Origin of the sequence: Rhizobium sp. BK456, assembly GCF_014194045.1 — a bacterium.
In the GTDB taxonomy this organism is placed as follows: domain Bacteria; phylum Pseudomonadota; class Alphaproteobacteria; order Rhizobiales; family Rhizobiaceae; genus Rhizobium; species Rhizobium redzepovicii.
Map to the genome: position 1 here is coordinate 30,952 of NZ_JACIAO010000019.1, position 17,688 is coordinate 48,639.

Here is a 17,688-nt window from a genome sequence, read left to right on the forward strand (position 1 = left end):
GTGCAATCTGCGGTAATCGTCTCTTTTATCAATTGTCAAAATCGCAAGACGCCTCTGAGATCAGGCAGGGCTCGAGGTACCAATCGTATTGTAGAATTGGGAAAGATAATTCGGCATGAAACCAGCTGTGGAGACTGACGTACTCGAAGTTCACGAAATTCGCAGGCAAGAGGGCTCGGTTGGCCTGGTCATTTTTGAGCGTGACGACATTCTGCTGCGACATAGGCCGCAGTTCGGAGATCATACGCTGGGAGATATCGACACCGAATTCGTGGCAATGCTCCGGGATATGCGCGAGCTCGGCGTTCGCTTCGGATTTATTTGGCAGCACACCACGTTCCCATCCAATCGTGGTGCTGGCATTGACAGTGCAAGGTTTGCGCAGTTGCTCGACGATCTCCTGAAGGTCTCGGGTGCCCCGCCAGACTTCTGGATGGAGACGATCCATTCCCACGCCCCAGACCAGCCCCCGCGTTGGCCCGGAGCCTCTGAGCTCGAAGTGATATTGAAGCTAGCCGTATGGTACAACGTCGATCCAACCATGACAGTCTTGGTGCGCAAGGGAGATTTCTATCACTACAGCGCAGCGACACCCGCCTTCACTGAAATTCTTTATCCAAGATTGAATGCCGGTGGCTCCCGGGACAGCGACCGGCGCGCAGCACTGGTTTGGCTCAGGACGAAGATCAAGCATGCTTTGAAACTGCCGTGAGTTTGGTCCGGCAATCGCGATGAGATCGATCCGCTCTGCTACCGGCTTCGATCCCGATCCTTATCCTGCGGAGGCCGAAGTTTGATGGATTTCGACTGATCGCGTTCCCGCCGCTGGTTGCGTTCGCGATCCGTCCGACTGTTCTCGGAACTCTCGTGCTCCGAATTCGAGAGTGCTATGCGAGATTGGTCGGCAGTGCGGTTGCTCGAAGTCTTGTTATCTACTCCCTGCTCCGCGACGTGGTCGCGACCGGCGGCCGACTTCGTTTCCAAGCTATCAGAGGTGCGCTTTGCCTTGGCGACGTCCGCGCGGCCTCGATCCTTGGTTACGCGCGAGTCCAGCTGCAGCCCGACTACCTTGCCGATTACGGTGGTCGCTTGTTCAAAGAGCAGCCGATCAGTTGGGTTGAGGATCTTCGCGGCGACATTGACGGCGGTGGTCGCCAGCGTCTCCTTTGCAGCTTTTGCCTGAGCGGCGCTGATCGGTGTGGATCGCAGCATGTGTTCTTGTCCTTTCATTTTAGTGGGATCATGTCCGTCGCGCACGGCCGTTTCCAATCGACGGTACTCACGCCTCAGCCCGATCGACAGATCATGGCTCAATTCGCGCGCCGTGCTGGGTGCACTTCGGTCCTTGGCAATACCTTCCAACATTTGGATGAGCCGCCCAACTGAGTGTTGGGTTTGATCGAACCGCTTCCTCGCCTCTTCCAGCTTCGGCGCCGTGGGCGTATCGCGAAGCTTGGAGATTACCTTTTCGACGACATTAGGCGGTGCTGTCGCACCCATGCGGTGAAACATCTCCCACTCCCACCGTTTTACGGGCGGTGGACCTGCACGTTCGACACGCTTTTGACGATCAATCGCTATGCCGCGCTCCCGCGCCTTTTCGGCAAAGCGAGTCCGCCACTCCGTGAAGTCCCGGATATTGGGATTGAGCATCTTGCCGCTGCTGTTACGCAACCCGACGATCACATGCAGATGCGGATGCTTATCAAGGTCATTGCGGTTGTGGACCGCATAAGCATAGCGGTGATCGAAAAATTGTTCTCTCAGGAAATCGCGGCCAGCGAGGATGAACTGATTCCGGTCGACATTGGCCGGCCCGGACAGCAACAGATGCATAAAGTCCCGAGGCTGGCGTGTCTGCATGAGCGCGCCGACAACCTTGCCTTCCGCCGTGAGCTGCTTGTGATCGCTTGTTGTCAGCTCGCGTCGTGCGGCGCTTTGCTGATAGCGGCGGCTCTTTCCCGGACGCTCCTCTAAGTGCGTCTTGGTCGAAAGCGTCACTTCCGCGTCGCCGCGCTGCATCGCATGCAGCGCCGCGATGAAACCCTTCGGACCACTCGAAAACTCCGCCGGATAGCGCGAGACCGGCGCAATCCCCTCCTCACGCAATGCCTTGTCCACCCGCGCATCGATCGCGCGCACGTCGTCGATTTCAGCGGCAATGCGGTTCTGGCTGCTGCGGTCTGATCGGTACCTCTTCTCATGGGCAATCACCAGCGCGAGGTTCAGACGGGTTTGGCCCTTCACGCCTTCGCTGACGCTGAACGCGTAGGTCCGATCCGTATCACCAACGTCGCGGAACCCCTCTGACGCGAGAGAGCTCAATGCGTGCGCAACGCGGCCTCGATCGGTGCTCTCGAGCTCGTAGGTCAGCCGCAGCACGTCCTTGCTTCCTTTCCGGTTTCCGAACTCCCTCTCCCAGGATCGGACTTCTGCGCTGAGATCGGAGACTTCGCGGCCATCCTGATCTTGTGCCTTTTCTTCCTTGCTTTGATAGGCAAGAACGTTGCGTACCGAGGCAGCACCTGCTCCATACGACAACACCTTGACGACGACGGCGTTGTTACCACTCGCTCGACTGAACGCTGTCGCTGCGCCCGCGTTACGCGCAGCCGAGGGTAGTCCGACTTTCGTCCTCGGCGTCGCCTTTTTTGCTCCACCGCCCCCGCCGCCGCGCCGTCGAAGCTCATCCTCGATGAGGTCGAGATAGCTCGGCAGCCTTCGGACTTCACGCTTAGATCCGGAGCGACTCCTGGACAGGTCGTTCATCGTGTCTCCTGATCAGATCGGTGATAAAGGTCGAAGGTCTCACGAAGGCTGCATCACGAATTGAATCAAGGGCTCCCATGACCTCGTCCAGCTTCGCCATGATGGCCGCCGCGAGGATGTCCTGATTGCTCCCTCCCGACAGAAACTCCTCATTGCGGAAAGCGAGCTCGCGAAGGAACTGATGCATGTTTCCCAGCTGCCGGTCATGCTCTTCCAGGATCGCGGGTACATGCATGATCTCTCTAGTCACGATGAGCTTCGCGACGAGGTTCACCGAAATGTCGAGACGACTGGCAAGCAGCTCCACGTTGCTGAGAACATGGGTAGGTAGACGGAACATGACGGCCGGTTCACGCATCTGCCTACAGCCCCCTCGCCTTCAAGGCTTCGAGGATCAGTCTGTGGGTCGCCGAGGAGAGTTGCTCATGCCGTTCCAGCGATACACGGAAAATCTTCGTCAGCACGTCGTCGTCGAGGTACAGGGAAATGCGCTTTCGCTTGACCGATCCCACGTTGACATCGCTTTCTTTCTTTCTCGCATGCTCTTCCCGGGTTTTGCTTTTGACCTGAGGGCGGCGGTGCTCTGGTGTTATTTCCTTCTCGACGCTCAGCGCTTGGGCCTGAGGAGGATCCTCCGGCATGAGCTTGTCGAGATCGAGGCTGGTCGGCATATAGGAGGTCGCGTCCTCCTCTACGACCTTCGCCTGGTCTTCTCTCGATCGGGCGAGAGCGAGAATGTTGCCCGCTGGCGTTCTTTCCCTCGACATCGCGCTTAGGCAGCCTCGGCCTGCAGAAGGCCGATGAATTCGTTGTTGAGCTTTTTGACCAGATCGATCGCGTCAAGCACGCTTTCCGAGGCGCGCCGCTTGGCAGACGGGGTCAGCGCCGGATTGTTCTCGATGCTAGCAAGCTTCGAATAGAGCGACCCGAACCCAGCGCCGACGTCGCTGAAGTGATTGCTCTTGCGAATTACCGTGTCCACCATCGGAATTCGGCCACTCGTCAGGATAGCATGGACCTCCGGAAGGGAGCGATTATGCCTGAGGGCGATCATGTCCACATAGTTCCAGATCGCCGCGTACGGGATTGGACCTTGCGCCCGCTTCCTGGAAATCTCCTTCAAAATCGTCGCGACCTTGATGGCTGAGGTCGCAGCCGTCGGCTCGGGTATGACAGGAATGAGGACCGCATCGCATTCGTAGTAGACTTCGATTGCCCGTTGGTGAACGTATCCGCCAACGTCGTAAATCCGGATATCGGCCGCGGGCGCCTCCGCAAGGCGATCCGCGAACCGATCGTCCGGCGCGACTCGCAGATGCAGCAGCGTACCGTCGCTCGGGAGCAGCCCTCGTTTCATCGAGACATTGTACCAGCGGGTCGACGATTCCTGCTCGTCACAATCGATAAGCAGTGTCCTGTGCCCCTGCTGGGCGAACTCGGCTGCGAGATTGACGTTCAAGGTCGATTTCCCGGCGCCGCCCTTGAAGGTCGAGATCGCGAGCGAGAGTGGTTTGCCTGTCATGGATCCCTCAGCCTCGAAGTTTTGCTTGGGCTTGCGTGCGCTGGCGAGCCGCGATCAGATCGTCGTTGATCCTCATAGCTTCGCGCTCGCGGGCTTTGTCTGCCTTAAGATCTTTGCCCGGCCAGAGTTTCAGGATCGGAAGAAGCAGGAGCACGAAGAAGGTGATCGTCGCGCCTTTGAACAAAGCGGACTGCGCATAAAGATTGGCCGCCCACTCCCATAGTCCCCGCGTCCACTCCGCCGGAAAGAAGAGATACGAAATCGCCAGCGCAAGGGCGTAGCCAACAAAAGCGGCAACCAAGATACAGGCGGCCGAGACGACCAGAAAGTTGGCGCTCAAAATCAGGAACCATAGGGCCCTGAAGGGGAAGGTCACGATCCTGATGGCCGTCTGCTGTAGCGACATCTGCCTTTCTCCATGTACCGATTTCGCGTTTGAGAAGACATATTGCAATCTCTCCGACTTTTCCAGACTTGCACTGCAGTATAATTTTGTGCATCATCTCCGGAGCCAATTTGATGACGGACGCAAGCATGAAACCTGGCGCACGACGGCTCGCTCAACTCCTCTTCTGCACCATTGCATGCATGACAAATGCAGCGACGCTTGCGGGCGATGAGGATGCGGTCTCAAGATTTGTCAGCTACTATCAGAAGGCCTACGCGGAAGGGCGGGATCTGATCCCTGCCCCGCAGAAGCCTCTCGATGTCGCCTCGATCGCCGAGCGTCTCAGCCTGCAAACCATCACACCTGACGGCGTATTGAGCGGAAGCGCCTTCCTCGCCTCCGACGGCACCATCATTAAATTGGCCGGCGTCCAAGGCTGCCTCTCGACCGAGGAGATAGAATTTGCCGGTGTGCAGACCACATGCTCTATGGTCTCGCTCGCCGGTCTAACCGCCATGCTCGAGGAGGCTGAGGCCGGCGCCGGCGACGCCTTCCCGTGTCATTTCCTCGGCCAAAATTCCGGCTCTCCGACCGTACGTTTTGCCGAATGCTTCTTCGTGAAGGACGGTGAAACACGATCGCTTTGCGAAGTGCTCATTACCAAGGGAGTAGCGTTCGCGTCACGCGATCGCGCCCGCGGGGCAGTGTTTCCAGAATATGCACAGGCGGAGACACGCGCGCAGAAAGCCAAGGCCGGGATCTGGGCTATTGCCCACTTCACGCATCCTTACGGCGAACGCTATCGCGCCAATCCTTCCATAAATTGATTGCGATGAGGTTCCTGATGTTGATATCCACCCTCGCAGCCTCCGGCCTGTTTGCAGGCATGTCGATCATGCCCATTCTCGCCGGCTCGAACATCCCAGAACCTCCTCGCCTCCAAGCTCCGATTGTCCTGGTCCAGGCGACTGGGAGCAAAACGGCCGCCGTAGATAGCCACGAAAGCGATGGAACCGAATTCGCGCCGTTTCCAGCACAGGCTCAGTTCGAAACCGGCGACACCTGGATTTCCGGCGGGCGGAGATATCGTCTCTATGGCCTGCAAGCGTGTCTCCGCGGGACACCCGTCACAATTTCTCCTGGTGTTGTCAGGGATTGCGGAGAGCTCAACCTGATCATGGTACAGGCCCTGATTAGAGATACCAAACCCCTCTGCACCACCATCAAGGACATCGACCAGAACAATGCCGTGGTCGGCTGCCAGACGACAACAGGCAAACGGCGCTATGATCTCGCAACTTACATGATCGCTGAGGGGTGGGGATTCGCCGCCGTCGACACCGCCGGCCATTTGATCGTTCCCGGCTACAGGGTGGCGGAAAAAAGCGCGCGATCGGCACGCGCCGGACTGTGGGCCTATTCGGACATGCCGCACCCCGTCGCAATCCTTGCCGGTCAAGGGAGTGCACAACGATGAGACTTGTTTCGCTGTCGATCATATTTTTGACGATGACAGTGACGGCCCCGAGCGCACAAGTCCGGCCGGCTGACATCCCGCGTCAAATTTATGGAAAAGTCCAGGTCGTCGACGCGACCACCTTTGAATTCAGGAAGAGCGCGCAGACCGTGCGGCTCGCTGGATACGAAGCCCCTCGCCTCGAGCAAACGGCCACCAGCGATGGCATCGACTGGCCGGCGGGCCAGGTCTCCCGGGCCTGGATGATCCTTCGCACACTTGGGCAGGACGTCAACTGCGCACCGATTGCTCGCGATGCCAACGGTGTGATCCTCGCCCATTGCTTTGTCGGAGAGACAAACCTCGCCGCCACGGCGATCGCAGAAGGCATCGGCTATGCGTTCAATTACCGCGGCGAACCTCAGGTTCCCGCTTATTTCGATATCGAGAGGAAGGCGCGCGGCCTTGGATACGGCGTCTGGTCATCGCCCGATCTCCTTCCTCCCTGGCTCTATACCGCCTCGACGACGAATGGGGGGGAGGCCAGGGATTCTTCACTAGAATCTGATAGCGGCTTGCCCCTGCCTTTGCCTGTCGTCCCCGCCAAATCACCCACTTCTAATAACGTGCATGGAGGTTGAATGAGCCGCATTGTTGCAGCCCTTGTAGCGCTCATATTGATGACCGGATCCGTTTCGATAGCGACCGCGCAGGACGGCGCTACCCAGAAGCAGATAGACCAGCGTGATCCGGACTTTTGCGGAGCCGGAGGTGCTGGTTGCGATCCGGCTGACGTGCAACGGTGGAAAGCTGTCGGCAACAGGCTTGCCGATCTCTCGTCAGCCGATCTCAGTCAGTACGCCTATGCCTGCGCCAAGCATCCCGATTGGAGACAAGACTGCGAAACCAAGCCGGTCGTCATCCTGAAGCGGCTCGGGATCGAGGGATACTGAAGATGGCGCTGAGCAAGCCTTCCGAGGGCGCGGTCTTGGCAGCCGCGGTCGCTTTCCTGGTAGGCACAACTGGCGGCTATGCGATCAACGAAGTCATTAGGAGCGATCGCGAGACCGATCTCCAACAGCAGATCGCGCGGCTGATAGACGAAGCGTCACAAAAGACGAAGCCAGACGTCCCAAGTGACGAGGAGGCAAGCGGTGCGCTTGCGAAGTCCGGGCGGTCGATGCGCATTTCGGAATGCAAACCGCGTCAGGCCGTGCCGGGTGTGACCTGCTCAGGCATTATCACAACGACGGCGGGATCATTTGCCGGAGCAAGCCAGCCCGGTGTGCTCTCCTTTGCTAAAATTGAGGGCGTCTGGAGGCAAATCCAATGAATACCTCAAAGGAGCGGACAATGAGACAGGGACTGATGTTGGCTGCAATCATTGCCGGACCGGCCTTCGCGCCATCCGCGACGCCCGTAAGGGCCGACGAAGCGTCCTGGGGATGCCAGGTTCTGCTTTGCGCCGCGTCACAGAACCCGTCCTGGCACGGGGTTCCCTACTGCGTTCCGCCCATGACAAAGCTCATCGCGGCCATGAAGGAGCCGGGGTTTTCGTGGCCTATTTGCCATGAAGCCAATGCCGGCAAGCCGGGACGCGAGACCTACGAAGATTGCCCGTCAGGTACAACGGTTGGCAGCAGTTCGCAGACTGGCAATGGCTGGAGCAGGGAGCCTGACCAGTGCATCAGAACTGTTGACGTTTGCCGAACTCCCGGTCAGCGCGCTTCCGACGGCAACCAGAGCAGTGTCGTGATACGAAGGAGCTTCGGCAATCGCGGCGATAGCTGCATCCAGCAGATTGCGACGCCGCGGCCGCGCCGCGCAGACCCCTATTACTTCGATATCCCTAACGAACAAGGCGTGAAGCAGAGGTTCTGGTTCAACCTGAATCACTAGACACTGTGAAATTGGTTGGCGACCAAACTCAAATCGATGGCTTGCTAGACTTCCTGTTCTTACGGCGCGCGTTTTTCTCCCCGATCCGCGCAAGGTCCTCCTCGGTGACCGTGAACAGCTCTTCAATCGTGACACCCCATGCGCGCGTCATCTTGTCGAGCGTCGTCAGCTTGACGTCCCGCAAGCCGCGGGTGATGTGCGACATATATGCTTCCGATACGCCTAGCTGATCGCCCAATTCCTTGTTCGTCAATCCACGTTTCGACTTCAGGCGGTCAAGACCTATTGCAAGGCGCTCTTGGAAAGAAAGCAGGTTCAGGTCGGTGACGCCTGGTGGATCATCCTTCAGCCTCGGCATCGAGTGCCTTCCTCACCGGCAGGACCTGCAAACTCGTCATGGATCTCCATACGCCGACACTCTGGCACAAGGGCGCGCCGACATTGCCGTGAATCTTTCAAAGTTCTACCGCCCGTCCGACGCATGTGGCTGTCCAGAGATCCAAAAGTTAAGCGTTAGCATTTTGTTGTTCGCGTGCGACTTCAATACACTGCGGCCGACAGCCTGTGCAAGCGAAGCCTGCCTCCCTGCGAAATGGATGCTTTCGCCCAGCCTACTTCTCTCTGGTATTGACGTTTCCTGGTCTTTCAGACCAATCACAGATTGCTCAAAAATTTAACTGCAGTTAAAGTTTCGAACCGTGTCCATGTGACGGAGAGAACTCATGGGATGGTTAGAACGGTTTGGTTATCGACTTGACAGGAGGCGTTTAGGAATTTCGATCCTATTCCTGGCGCTTGCATTCGTCGCCGCTCGGATGGCTTTTCGAGACGGCCTGACCTTGGGCTATGCGATGGTCATCCCAACCTACATCTTCCTTTCGGTCGTCATTGAAGGTGCTCGGTCGGCGAGAAGCAGCTTTTGGGGTATTCGCGGTTGGGCGGAAACGACCTTTGCTCTCGCTTGCTCCGCAGGCGTCGGATATCTCGGCTTCAGCCTATGGTCGATCGGGTACTGACGGCGAACGATGCGTATCGTGGTCCGCAACAGCCCGACGCATATGTTGGCTGAACTAACCGACAGCGAGGCCGTCGCTTTGCGCGCCTGGTACGGGAATGCAGCCACCAAAGAGGATGAAGCGATCGCGCTTGCGACAGTCCGCCGCGTCAAGGTGATGAATGGCTGGATCGAATGTGATTGCCTGGAGGCACAGCATCAGCCACTGCTTGCCCCAATCCAACAGGAACGCACGTTCACGCTGCGGCGGCTGACGCCGAAGGACAATGCGCCCGGCCGGCATGAGGAGCGACCAAACCACGCCCTCGCCTGTCCGTTCCACGTCGACAAGGACGCCAGTCCCGCCCTCATTGACCGCGGCTACCATCTTCGACCCCTGCCCAGGTCCAAGCGTTCGTACATTGATGCCCTTCCTGCCATTCCTAATCGCCTGGCCGATGTCTCAGGGGATGATCCCTCCCGCTCGAGCGAACGAAATGACCGACCTTCCAGACTGGGTGGCGTGCTATGGCGGATGCTCGATAGGGCGGGTACGAACGTGATCCCGCCGCTGCAGGATGACGTTGATTTCACGCTTGCCAATCAGTTGTCACGGCTGCGTTCCGCTTCCCGTGAGCTGAGGGTGCTCAGGACCTGGACGCTGAACGCGCTTCTATCGACTTGGGGCCCCGACTATTGGAATCCGGAGAGCCGCTGGCAGCAGTTGCTTGCGACCTCGCGCGGCGACTGGCCCGAGGGACTTCGCCGAACCGGCTTCATGCTCTTGTTTTCGACCAGCGTTTCCACGCAAGCCGTCATGCCGGCATCCACCTCGCGGACAATCGATATCCTCTCCAAGGTGCGCCAGCCGCTTCGGGGGGACCCGGCAAGCCGAGGACCGTTCCTGACGCTGCTGAACGTGGATTTTCAGGAGGACGACGAAGGCCCGGTTCGGGCTGTGCAAGCCTACGCCCAGCCGGTCTACAACGCCGATACGCTCTTCCCCATCGAGTCCGGATTTGAGCGTGACGTTTCCCATCTTCTGTTTTGGCTTCAGCAATCGCTCTTCGATGCTGCTCCAGAACTGCGGATTTCCATTATCAAGCCCCTCTTCGCCATGGAAACACCCATCGGCCTGTGCAGGCCTGACTTCGTTTTGGAGATTACTTATAGAGATCAGCCACCGCGCAGACTGCTCGTCGAGGCCTTCGGGATGGAGACCGAGGAATATCGGCAGGCCAAGGAAAAAACGATCCCGCGAATGAAACATCTCGGACCGATCTATGCTATTTCTCCGCAGGATCTTACCGACGCGAATTCCAAACGGACTGGGCGCCGGCTGCAGGCGTGGGTCGTCGACAAATTAGGCGATCGTTGAGACTGCGCCTCAACAGACGGTCGATGATCGGCCTGCAGAAATAGGTGGGCGGCCAGGTTCTCACGCCTATTGCTGTGGCTGTGCCGACCCACCATCAAGTTCGGATTCGGCTGCCTCGATCAAAGCGCTCTGGATACGAGACCCGATCTCCGGCGGGCAGTTGCCGAACATGGTGGAGACAAGCTCGTCTGCGAGTTCGGCAATCGTCGGCGTCAGGCCTGTCGGAAAGAGCCGGTCCAGGTCTTTTGCATCCGCTCCCCGGCGTTCGAGTTCGGCCTTGATAACGCGCTTTTCGACGGCGCGCTCCTTGACCATCAGCCAGAGACCAGCGTTAGCCCTGGCTGCCGCAACAATCCGCTCGACAACGTCCTCTTTCAAGAGATCTCGAGTTGCGAGGTACCTGATTTCGCCCACGGAATCTTCCTCCTTCTGCTGGCTTTTCCTGAAACTGGCCAGTACCGCTCCGCCATCGCGCAGCTGAAAGCCGGACTTTGGCGTATATGCTTTCGGCCTACGCTAACCGGTCATTAGCGTCGTCATCTTGCAGCCCCTCTTCGCGCAGTGGATCGCGCGCACGATCGGCAAATTCGCGCAGAAACGCTTTTGAGCTATCTTCGGTCAGGCGCTCAGAGAGAGTTCCGATCAAGAGCTCGACATCCTCATTCAGCTCCATCGGATCGAGCGAGCCTGCGTCCGCCTGCTCAAAGATTGCGTCGTTCAAGGCCTTGATGTCCGAACCGAAAGCGCCACGGACGTCCTGGCGCCGCAGGATGGCTGACGCCGGGAGATTTTCAGTCTCCTCCTGAAAATGCGAAGCGCGTGGCGCTCGATTCCGAGGTCCGCGCGGAGAGCCAGGATAGACACTCCGGTCCAACTTCGCCTGATCTATCTCGATATCGACTTCGTCAACCTGGACGGAGCCGGAAGCGCGCGTCGCGTCCCCATCTCCTCGGCGACCGCCTCTTGCAGAGGATTGCTTTTTCTGCGCGGGTGTCTTCTCGTCATCTCGAAGTTCTTCTTCCGTCCGTCCAGCCTCGCGCGTTTCGTCGAGATCCAGACGCTGACGAAGCTCATCGAGCGACGAAATATAGACGTGTCGCACGCCCTCCTTGACGATGAAACGAATGCTCTGTGGCTGCTGCGGCCGATTGACGACGGCCAAATCCATCTCCGTTCCAGAGGCGGGCAGGTGGTTCTCCTTTCTCCGTTGTGGAGCGGTTCCAAGCTGCGGCGCGCCGGGCACGAGGGCTTCGCTGTCGGCAATCGTCCATTCGACCGGCTGTATGCATGGTTTGGTCACCGGCTTGAACTTCCGCACCTTCGAGAACATCCGCTCGCCGCCGGAATCGAGCTTCATGATGCGCATGAGCGGCATGCCGGTGACCTGGAGGATCGCCTCCTCCGGCTTCATCATCATCAATGTGTTGACGGGAAGCAGGTCGACTGACACCGGCACCTTCGAGATCGAACGCTGCCTGCGACCATGGCGATGGGAGTAAGAGGACTGCTCGACCCATTCCGTCGTCCTGCCGGCTGCGGCCGAGACGGCGGCCGCGTCCTCCTGGTTCTGGAAGTTCATGAACAACTTGATCGTCGACGCGCCCATCAGGATCTTCTGCCCGGACCGCTGATACAATCGTTCGAGCTGCGCATCGTCCTGCAGGATAAAGACGAAACGCACACCGTTCTTGCGGATCAATGGCGCAAGCGTCAGAACGGTGTCTATGCGCCCGCCATTGCCGAACTCGTCGAGCATCATCAGCACCTCGTGCTCTCCATTGCGCAACGGTCCCATCTGTACGAGCTTGTCGGCCATCTGCTGGATGAACATCGAAATCAGCCGTTCGTAGATCTGCATCGCATTCCAGTCGGCCTGAACGAAGATCACCAGTTTCCGCTTTCTGATCGTGTCGATCGGGATCGTGGTGATGGAGGTCAACGCCTCGACGAGAGGATTCTGTAGAAAATTGAGTTTGGCGACGATCTCTGCTGCGATCCCCTCGCCCAGCTTTTCGTGCCGGCCCGCGAATTTGGTGAGCTGCATCCGGGTCTGATCCGAAAGAACCGCCTCGTAGTTTTCCAGGAGCTGGATGATCGCCTTGCGTTCGTCCGACATCGAGTTGAGGATGCGGTAGAGCTCGCTCAGCGATTTTCGGGTGTCAGGGCATTCGAGCACGAAGCCAAGCATGGCCGTCAACAATATCCTGGCGCTCTCTTCCCAGAAGTCGGAGGAATCGGAGCGCAGACGCTCTGGCAACAGCATCTGCGTCAGCTTCTGCAGGTCGGTGATGCGCTGGTTCGGGTCGGCGCTGATGAGGTCGAGAGGATTATAGCCGTCCGTAAATTTCGATCCCGGCGCCAGCAGGAAAATCTCGTACCCCTGGTCCTTCAAATAACCGGACGTCTCCTCGAACAGTTCGCCGCTCATGTCGAGGACCATCTGCGATCCCTTAAAACTCATCATCGTCGGAATGACGAAGCCCCGCGACTTGCCCTGTCCCGGCGAGCCGATGACCATCACATGCTGGTCGCCGTCGTTGCGCAGCAGAAGGCCCTGCTTGAGGCCGAGGACGATACCGTGCTTGTCGCGCAGCCGGAAATCGGCGGCATCCTTCAAGGTCGCCAACCGCGCCTTGCCCATGATCATGCGCTGGCGTTTCTGAATCGCCGCCCCAATCGGAAACCCAACCAGGGCTCCGGAAGCCACCAAACCGGCGAGAGCGGCGAACACAGTCTGTCGTGAGGGCCGCTGAAAGGTGCCGGCTGAGTCGGTGTAACCAAAGGGCGCCTGATACATCGCCGCAAGATGAGCGCCATAATAGTCCGCTACTCCGGCTAACCCGCCGGCCTTGCTTGCAACGAGATAAAAGACGATCCCGTAAACAATGACGCCGGCATAGGCGCCAGCAAAGATCAGCGCCGTATGGGCAATCAGGGTGAACATCGACCTCACATGCAGCAGGTAGAGGATTTTTCGCGACAGGGCCCTGCCGCCTTTCAACATCCAGAGGCTCAGCAGGAAAAACAGAAATGGCGAGGCCAGGACCAGAGCCAGGATCGAGAGCCCGACGGTGTTTCGCGCGCGGATAACCGACCATGTGTAGGCAATACTGTCGAGAATGCGGGCTTGGGCAACATAATCGTAATAAGATGTCGATCCGAAGGATGTGACATAGGCGTCGTAGATCAGCGTGAAGAACAGAAGCCATATCGCCACGGCGCCGCACATCGCCACCGGAAACGTGAAAACTGAGACCTCCTGAAGCTTCGTCCATTTAGGGCGTTCAGCCTCTGCGTCCGTGGATACGCTTGCCATCTTCGTCCACCTCGTCTGCAAAATAGATCTCGCTGACACCGCGGCCGCCGGCGGCGTCGCTCTTCTTCAACTGGACCACGATCGGGATGATCGAGCGGATGTAGCGGATGATGTCGTCACGCTCCATGCGGACATTGCTGTTGAGCACCAGCGTCGACAGTCGATTGAAGGCATGATGTGGGGAGTTTGCGTGGATGGTCGACATCGAGCCGGGATGACCAGTGTTGATCGCATTGAGGAAATCGAAAGCCTCGTCGCCGCGTAGCTCGCCCATGAAGATCCGGTCTGGCCTGAGCCGCAGTGCGGAAGCCAAAAGGTCTGTCATCGTGACCCTCGCCTCGCCCTGGGCACCCTTCGAGACCAGCAACGAGACGACGTTTTCCTGGCGCGGTTCCAGCTCCGCCGTATCCTGCATGAGGATGAAACGCTCATGGTTTGGGATCGCCGTCAGCATCGTATTGAGGAATGTCGTTTTGCCGGTGGAGGTGCCGCCGGAGATCAACATGCTGCGATGATTGGCGGCCGCGAGCTCCAGAAACGCACGCGCCTTCCCAATACGCAGCAGGCGCGACAACTCGATATCGACATCGTCGATGTAGTCGTCTCCCGTGACCTTGGTGAAGCGGAAGGCTCCCGCTTTCTCATAATCGTCGAGATCGAAGCGCCGGATGAACTGCTTGCGGATCGAAAACGCGTGTCCGGTGGCGGAAGTCGGATTGAGCACGAACTGGACGCGCTCGCCGTTGGTGAGCGTTGCCGAAAGCAGCGGATTCTCAGCATTGATGGTCTGCTTCGTGAACGACGCCGCGCGCGACGCCATATGGCGGATCGCCTCCTGATCCAGCCCATCGATCTGCTGCCTGACCATGCTGAGCTGGCCGATCCGCTCGAGCCAGATCTCGTTGCTGCGCTGGCATGAAATCTCGACGACCGCGGGATCGTCGAGAAATTGTCTGATGGGTTCGAGCGCCTCGGAAAGAAAGTGCTGCTCGGCTGAGATCGATGGGTGCGCGTTCATTTGCCCGCCTTCTTTCGGCGTAGGCGCTCGAACGCCTCGCGCACCGGGTCCGGATAGAGATCCGAGAAATCAAGGTCCCGGGTGACAAAGACGGTGATGTCGGACCCTTGGGCGATATGGATTGTGGGGCGGATGTTGCGGGTGTCCTGGAAAGCCTCGCTTGCGAGTTGCTGAATGCCCGACGCGATCGTTTCCGCCGCGATCTCGCGCGCCCGATCCTGCGAGGTCGTTCCGTTATTCTGCGGAATGCTGGTCACGCTTCCGTCAGTGCTGACGACCGTGATATTTTGATCCGGTTTCTGACCGAGTTGAGCAATGTATTGGGTGACCCCGCCGATCATCGTCATCAGCGCAGGTGGCCCGAACCGCTCCCAGTATTTCCGATCGACGACACCTGTCATGCCGGAGCGGCCGAGACGATCCGTGCCGTAAGAGCCAAGCTGAACCGAAACACCGTCGCCACGGATCATGCGCGTCCAGACGATGAACAGGCGCTCCTGCCCGCGTTCGACACCGGATTTATAATCGCCGATCAGCGAGGAGCCGGCAGGTATCAGGATGCGCCGGCCGTCGAAGGAGTAGACATCCTCCCGAACGATCGCTTTCACCATACCGGCGAGATCGGAATTGATCGCCGTCTCCAATGTGCCGCGGATCATCGTGCCCTGCGGGATCCACGCATCGATACGGCGGTTCTCGGCGGCAACCGACACCTGTACCCCCTGCCCTCCCATGGCTTTCAGGAAGGCTCGATCACCATCGAAAGCGCCACCTGCATCAGAGGGCGCACCGGCGGGCGCGGCCGTTGAGCCGTTCGCGCCGAACAAGCCGGCTCCCGTGGCGTCTGACGACGCGCTTGCGGCCCCGCCTGTGCGTTCCGATTGATCGAAGACGACAGCGGTGGAGCGCACGCGCTCAAGCAGCTTAGCCTGCCTCGCAAGCTCGATGCATTTGGGATCGTCAGGATTTTTCCCTCTCGAGCAGTCGACATCGACTGGAGGCGCGACCTGGGCCGGCGCCGGGATGACGGGCGCCGGTGGCGGGGGTGGCGGAGGGGGTGGTGCCTCAGGCACCTGCACCGTCGGCAAAGGCGGCGGCGCTGGCGGGTTGAAGCCCTCGTTTCTAGGCGCCTGCACCGGGCGAAACTCTTCATGCGGCGTATCGTCGACCGCTGGTTCCCGCTCGCCGCCCGAAAGAAGGAAATAGAGGACGACACCAACGCCCGCGATTGCCGCGACCACGGCGACCGGCCGCATCAGCCCGACCCCGGAGCGCCTCACCTGACCGCCGATGGCGGCGTCGTTGTCTATCGAGTGATAGTTTGGATCAGACATCGTGCCTCCCTATCGAGATTTTGATGGTGAGCTGGCGCCAGCCGAGCCAAGGCGCTTCGGCGCCACGGCACCCTCGATCGGCGCCGGCACATCGGCTGGAGCGGTCCTGAGATTGAACAGGCAGGTCTCGTTCTCGGTACCGTAACGAAGCGTCCACTGCCGCGAGACCGTGTCGATGACGATATAGTCGGCCTCACGGCGATAATTGACGAGGCTCTCTCGCCGTTTGGCATCGACGATGAAGATAGCCGGCACGTCGCCGGTGAACTTCATGAAGGTCTTCAAGCCGTCATCGAACACCCATAAAGGCTTGGCGGCATCGCTGCCCTTGAAGCCATAGTCGTAATTGACCTTGTCGCGTCGGATGTTCTTGATGTTGGGATTGCGTTCTGCATCCTGCGCCTGCTTCCACAATTCGGCCGTGCCCTTCAGGCCGGCGTCTTCCGGATAAATGAACCGCAGCTTGAAGGTCTGGTTCTGGATCGACTTGCTATCGTTTACCTCAAGGTCGAACGAGTAGGTTCGTTTCGTCGTCACCACGGAGAGGTTGGTCGGCGCGTCCTTTTCCATCGGCTTCAGGGTGAGTGAGCGGCGGTCGGCCGATGTCAGGATCTGCCAGGAAACCGTGTCACCCGCGACCACTTGGGTAACCTCTTCGTCGGCACCGAAGAGGATGGTCGTCACCATTCCGTAAGTCCCGGTGACGACAAAGACCTGTTCTGCCGAATAGGGCAAGGTCCGCACGCGCGGATCGAGCCGGCCAGGCCGGGCGATCAATTCAGCATGAACCGAAGAGGCCGTCAGCAGCAGTGACAGTGTTATTCCGACGCTCGCTCGCCTCATGGGACGAGTCCCGACGGCATGGTCTCGGGAACCTTGACGTATTCGGTCACGACGAAGCCGAGCGGGTTATATAACCGAACCCTATTGCTGGCGGGCAGATTGATCTGGCGGTAGCGGACCGTCGCTGACCAGCGATTGACCACGTCGCCGCCGCGGCGCCGTTCCCGCGTCTCGAAACGCACCGCCATGGTCGTAGCGTTGAGTGGATTGACCGACAGGATTTCCGGCCGGACCTCACCCGTCGTTCCCATAGTCTTGACCAGACCTCTCGGATTGGAAGGGTTCATCCATTCCGAATAATCCTTGAAGGCCGACGAATCCGGGTCCGACCAAAGGGCGATCATATCGAAGTTTTCCGAGAGATAGCGGGGATCGTAGGTCTCGCGTCGGATGACGTAATTACCCACAAACGAGGCTCGGACGGCCTGGATCTCCGAAACGTTCGATCGGTCCTTGCCGAGCGTCGTCACCGTCTCCATGTAGCCGGTGTTCTTGTCGACGATCAGCGGCACGACCTCGGTGCGAACAAGCGGGAAGAGCTGCGCGACGGAGAAGGACAACACGCCGGCAACGATCCAGCCCGCCACCGCAAAGACCAGCAGGATGAAACCGATCAGGGTCCGCAGCGAGCGGCTCTTCTCCCCCCATGAGAGATGTTGATCGTAGATGTCTTGCGGGCCGGGGACACGATCGGCCGGCGCCGGCTTCAATTGCCTTTTGAATAATGCCAAATCTCAAACCTCGAAGTCGCAATCGGAAAAATGTGAACAC

21 protein-coding genes are annotated in these 17,688 nt (G+C 59.0%); 9 read left to right on the plus strand and 12 right to left on the minus strand.

The features are described from left to right. Positions 1-115 precede the first annotated feature (115 nt). The gene (locus FHX03_RS32985; RefSeq protein WP_210298808.1) at positions 116-712 is read left to right on the plus strand and encodes a hypothetical protein; all 597 of its coding nucleotides are present in this window, start codon (positions 116-118) and stop codon (positions 710-712) included. A 38-nt stretch (positions 713-750) separates the two neighbouring features. Here FHX03_RS32985 and FHX03_RS32990 read toward each other — a convergent pair whose 3' ends face one another. From FHX03_RS32990 to FHX03_RS33010, 5 genes are all read right to left on the minus strand, one after another. Further along, positions 751-2,769, minus strand: a complete 2,019-nt coding sequence (locus FHX03_RS32990) for a relaxase/mobilization nuclease domain-containing protein (protein WP_183857382.1) — start codon at positions 2,767-2,769, stop codon at positions 751-753. Continuing rightward, positions 2,735-3,127 carry a hypothetical protein gene (locus tag FHX03_RS32995; protein ID WP_183857384.1) on the minus strand — a complete coding sequence of 131 codons (393 nt, stop codon included), beginning with the start codon at positions 3,125-3,127 and terminating at the stop codon, positions 2,735-2,737. The genes FHX03_RS32990 and FHX03_RS32995 overlap by 35 nt, the downstream gene beginning before the upstream one ends. A gap of 4 nt (positions 3,128-3,131) precedes the next feature. After that, positions 3,132-3,440 (minus strand): hypothetical protein, encoded by a 309-nt coding sequence (locus FHX03_RS33000; protein WP_246699340.1) that lies wholly within the window; start codon positions 3,438-3,440, stop codon positions 3,132-3,134. A gap of 101 nt (positions 3,441-3,541) precedes the next feature. After that, positions 3,542-4,291, minus strand: a complete 750-nt coding sequence (locus FHX03_RS33005; RefSeq protein ID WP_183857388.1) for a ParA family protein — start codon at positions 4,289-4,291, stop codon at positions 3,542-3,544. A gap of 7 nt (positions 4,292-4,298) precedes the next feature. After that, on the minus strand, positions 4,299-4,697 hold the full coding sequence (locus FHX03_RS33010) for a hypothetical protein (RefSeq protein WP_183857390.1): 399 nt from the start codon (positions 4,695-4,697) through the stop codon (positions 4,299-4,301). 113 nt (positions 4,698-4,810) lie between these two features. Here FHX03_RS33010 and FHX03_RS33015 point away from each other — a divergent pair, with 113 nt between their 5' ends. From FHX03_RS33015 to FHX03_RS33040, 6 genes are read left to right on the plus strand one after another with little or no spacing between them, the layout of a single operon-like run. Next, the gene (locus FHX03_RS33015) at positions 4,811-5,506 is read left to right on the plus strand and encodes a thermonuclease family protein (protein ID WP_246699341.1); all 696 of its coding nucleotides are present in this window, start codon (positions 4,811-4,813) and stop codon (positions 5,504-5,506) included. A 17-nt stretch (positions 5,507-5,523) separates the two neighbouring features. Next, positions 5,524-6,156 carry a thermonuclease family protein gene (locus tag FHX03_RS33020; RefSeq protein ID WP_183857391.1) on the plus strand — a complete coding sequence of 211 codons (633 nt, stop codon included), beginning with the start codon at positions 5,524-5,526 and terminating at the stop codon, positions 6,154-6,156. After that, entirely contained in the window at positions 6,153-6,776 is a 624-nt protein-coding gene (locus FHX03_RS33025; RefSeq protein WP_183857393.1) for a thermonuclease family protein, read from the plus strand. Before FHX03_RS33020 ends, FHX03_RS33025 begins: the two co-directional genes overlap by 4 nt. Then, a complete protein-coding gene (locus FHX03_RS33030) occupies positions 6,777-7,088 on the plus strand; it encodes a hypothetical protein (RefSeq protein WP_183857395.1) in 312 nt (103 codons plus the stop codon). It begins immediately after the preceding gene. A 2-nt stretch (positions 7,089-7,090) separates the two neighbouring features. Continuing rightward, positions 7,091-7,468 carry a hypothetical protein gene (locus tag FHX03_RS33035; protein WP_246699342.1) on the plus strand — a complete coding sequence of 126 codons (378 nt, stop codon included), beginning with the start codon at positions 7,091-7,093 and terminating at the stop codon, positions 7,466-7,468. Positions 7,469-7,488: 20 nt separating this feature from the next. Beyond that, complete coding sequence (locus tag FHX03_RS33040; RefSeq protein ID WP_183857397.1) at positions 7,489-8,034, plus strand: hypothetical protein; 546 nt, start codon at positions 7,489-7,491, stop codon at positions 8,032-8,034. Between the two features lie 28 nt (positions 8,035-8,062). On the opposite strand, the gene FHX03_RS33045 is transcribed toward FHX03_RS33040, so the two are convergent. Continuing rightward, complete coding sequence (locus FHX03_RS33045) at positions 8,063-8,392, minus strand: helix-turn-helix domain-containing protein (protein ID WP_183857399.1); 330 nt, start codon at positions 8,390-8,392, stop codon at positions 8,063-8,065. A gap of 364 nt (positions 8,393-8,756) precedes the next feature. On the opposite strand from FHX03_RS33045, the gene FHX03_RS33050 reads away from it, so the two are divergent. Beyond that, positions 8,757-9,050 carry a hypothetical protein gene (locus tag FHX03_RS33050; protein WP_183857401.1) on the plus strand — a complete coding sequence of 98 codons (294 nt, stop codon included), beginning with the start codon at positions 8,757-8,759 and terminating at the stop codon, positions 9,048-9,050. A gap of 9 nt (positions 9,051-9,059) precedes the next feature. Next, a complete protein-coding gene (locus FHX03_RS33055) occupies positions 9,060-10,406 on the plus strand; it encodes a hypothetical protein (RefSeq protein WP_183857403.1) in 1,347 nt (448 codons plus the stop codon). Between the two features lie 66 nt (positions 10,407-10,472). Here the strand turns inward: FHX03_RS33055 and FHX03_RS33060 are convergent, their stop codons facing one another. The 6 genes from FHX03_RS33060 to FHX03_RS33085 form a co-directional block, all read right to left on the minus strand. Then, positions 10,473-10,820, minus strand: coding sequence for a hypothetical protein (locus FHX03_RS33060; RefSeq protein ID WP_183857405.1), 348 nt, complete (start codon positions 10,818-10,820; stop codon positions 10,473-10,475). A gap of 97 nt (positions 10,821-10,917) precedes the next feature. Then, positions 10,918-13,722 carry a type IV secretory system conjugative DNA transfer family protein gene (locus FHX03_RS33065; protein WP_183857407.1) on the minus strand — a complete coding sequence of 935 codons (2,805 nt, stop codon included), beginning with the start codon at positions 13,720-13,722 and terminating at the stop codon, positions 10,918-10,920. Then, positions 13,691-14,740, minus strand: a complete 1,050-nt coding sequence (virB11, locus tag FHX03_RS33070) for a P-type DNA transfer ATPase VirB11 (RefSeq protein ID WP_183857409.1) — start codon at positions 14,738-14,740, stop codon at positions 13,691-13,693. Before virB11 ends, FHX03_RS33065 begins: the two co-directional genes overlap by 32 nt. Next, positions 14,737-16,074 (minus strand): type IV secretion system protein VirB10, encoded by a 1,338-nt coding sequence (gene virB10, locus FHX03_RS33075; RefSeq protein WP_183857413.1) that lies wholly within the window; start codon positions 16,072-16,074, stop codon positions 14,737-14,739. The genes virB11 and virB10 overlap by 4 nt, the downstream gene beginning before the upstream one ends. Before the next feature lie 9 nt (positions 16,075-16,083). Beyond that, positions 16,084-16,917: a TrbG/VirB9 family P-type conjugative transfer protein gene (locus FHX03_RS33080; protein WP_183857415.1), complete on the minus strand. Its 834-nt coding sequence runs from the start codon at positions 16,915-16,917 to the stop codon at positions 16,084-16,086. Then, the gene (locus FHX03_RS33085) at positions 16,914-17,648 is read right to left on the minus strand and encodes a virB8 family protein (protein WP_183857418.1); all 735 of its coding nucleotides are present in this window, start codon (positions 17,646-17,648) and stop codon (positions 16,914-16,916) included. The genes FHX03_RS33080 and FHX03_RS33085 overlap by 4 nt, the downstream gene beginning before the upstream one ends. Positions 17,649-17,688: the final 40 nt, after the last annotated feature.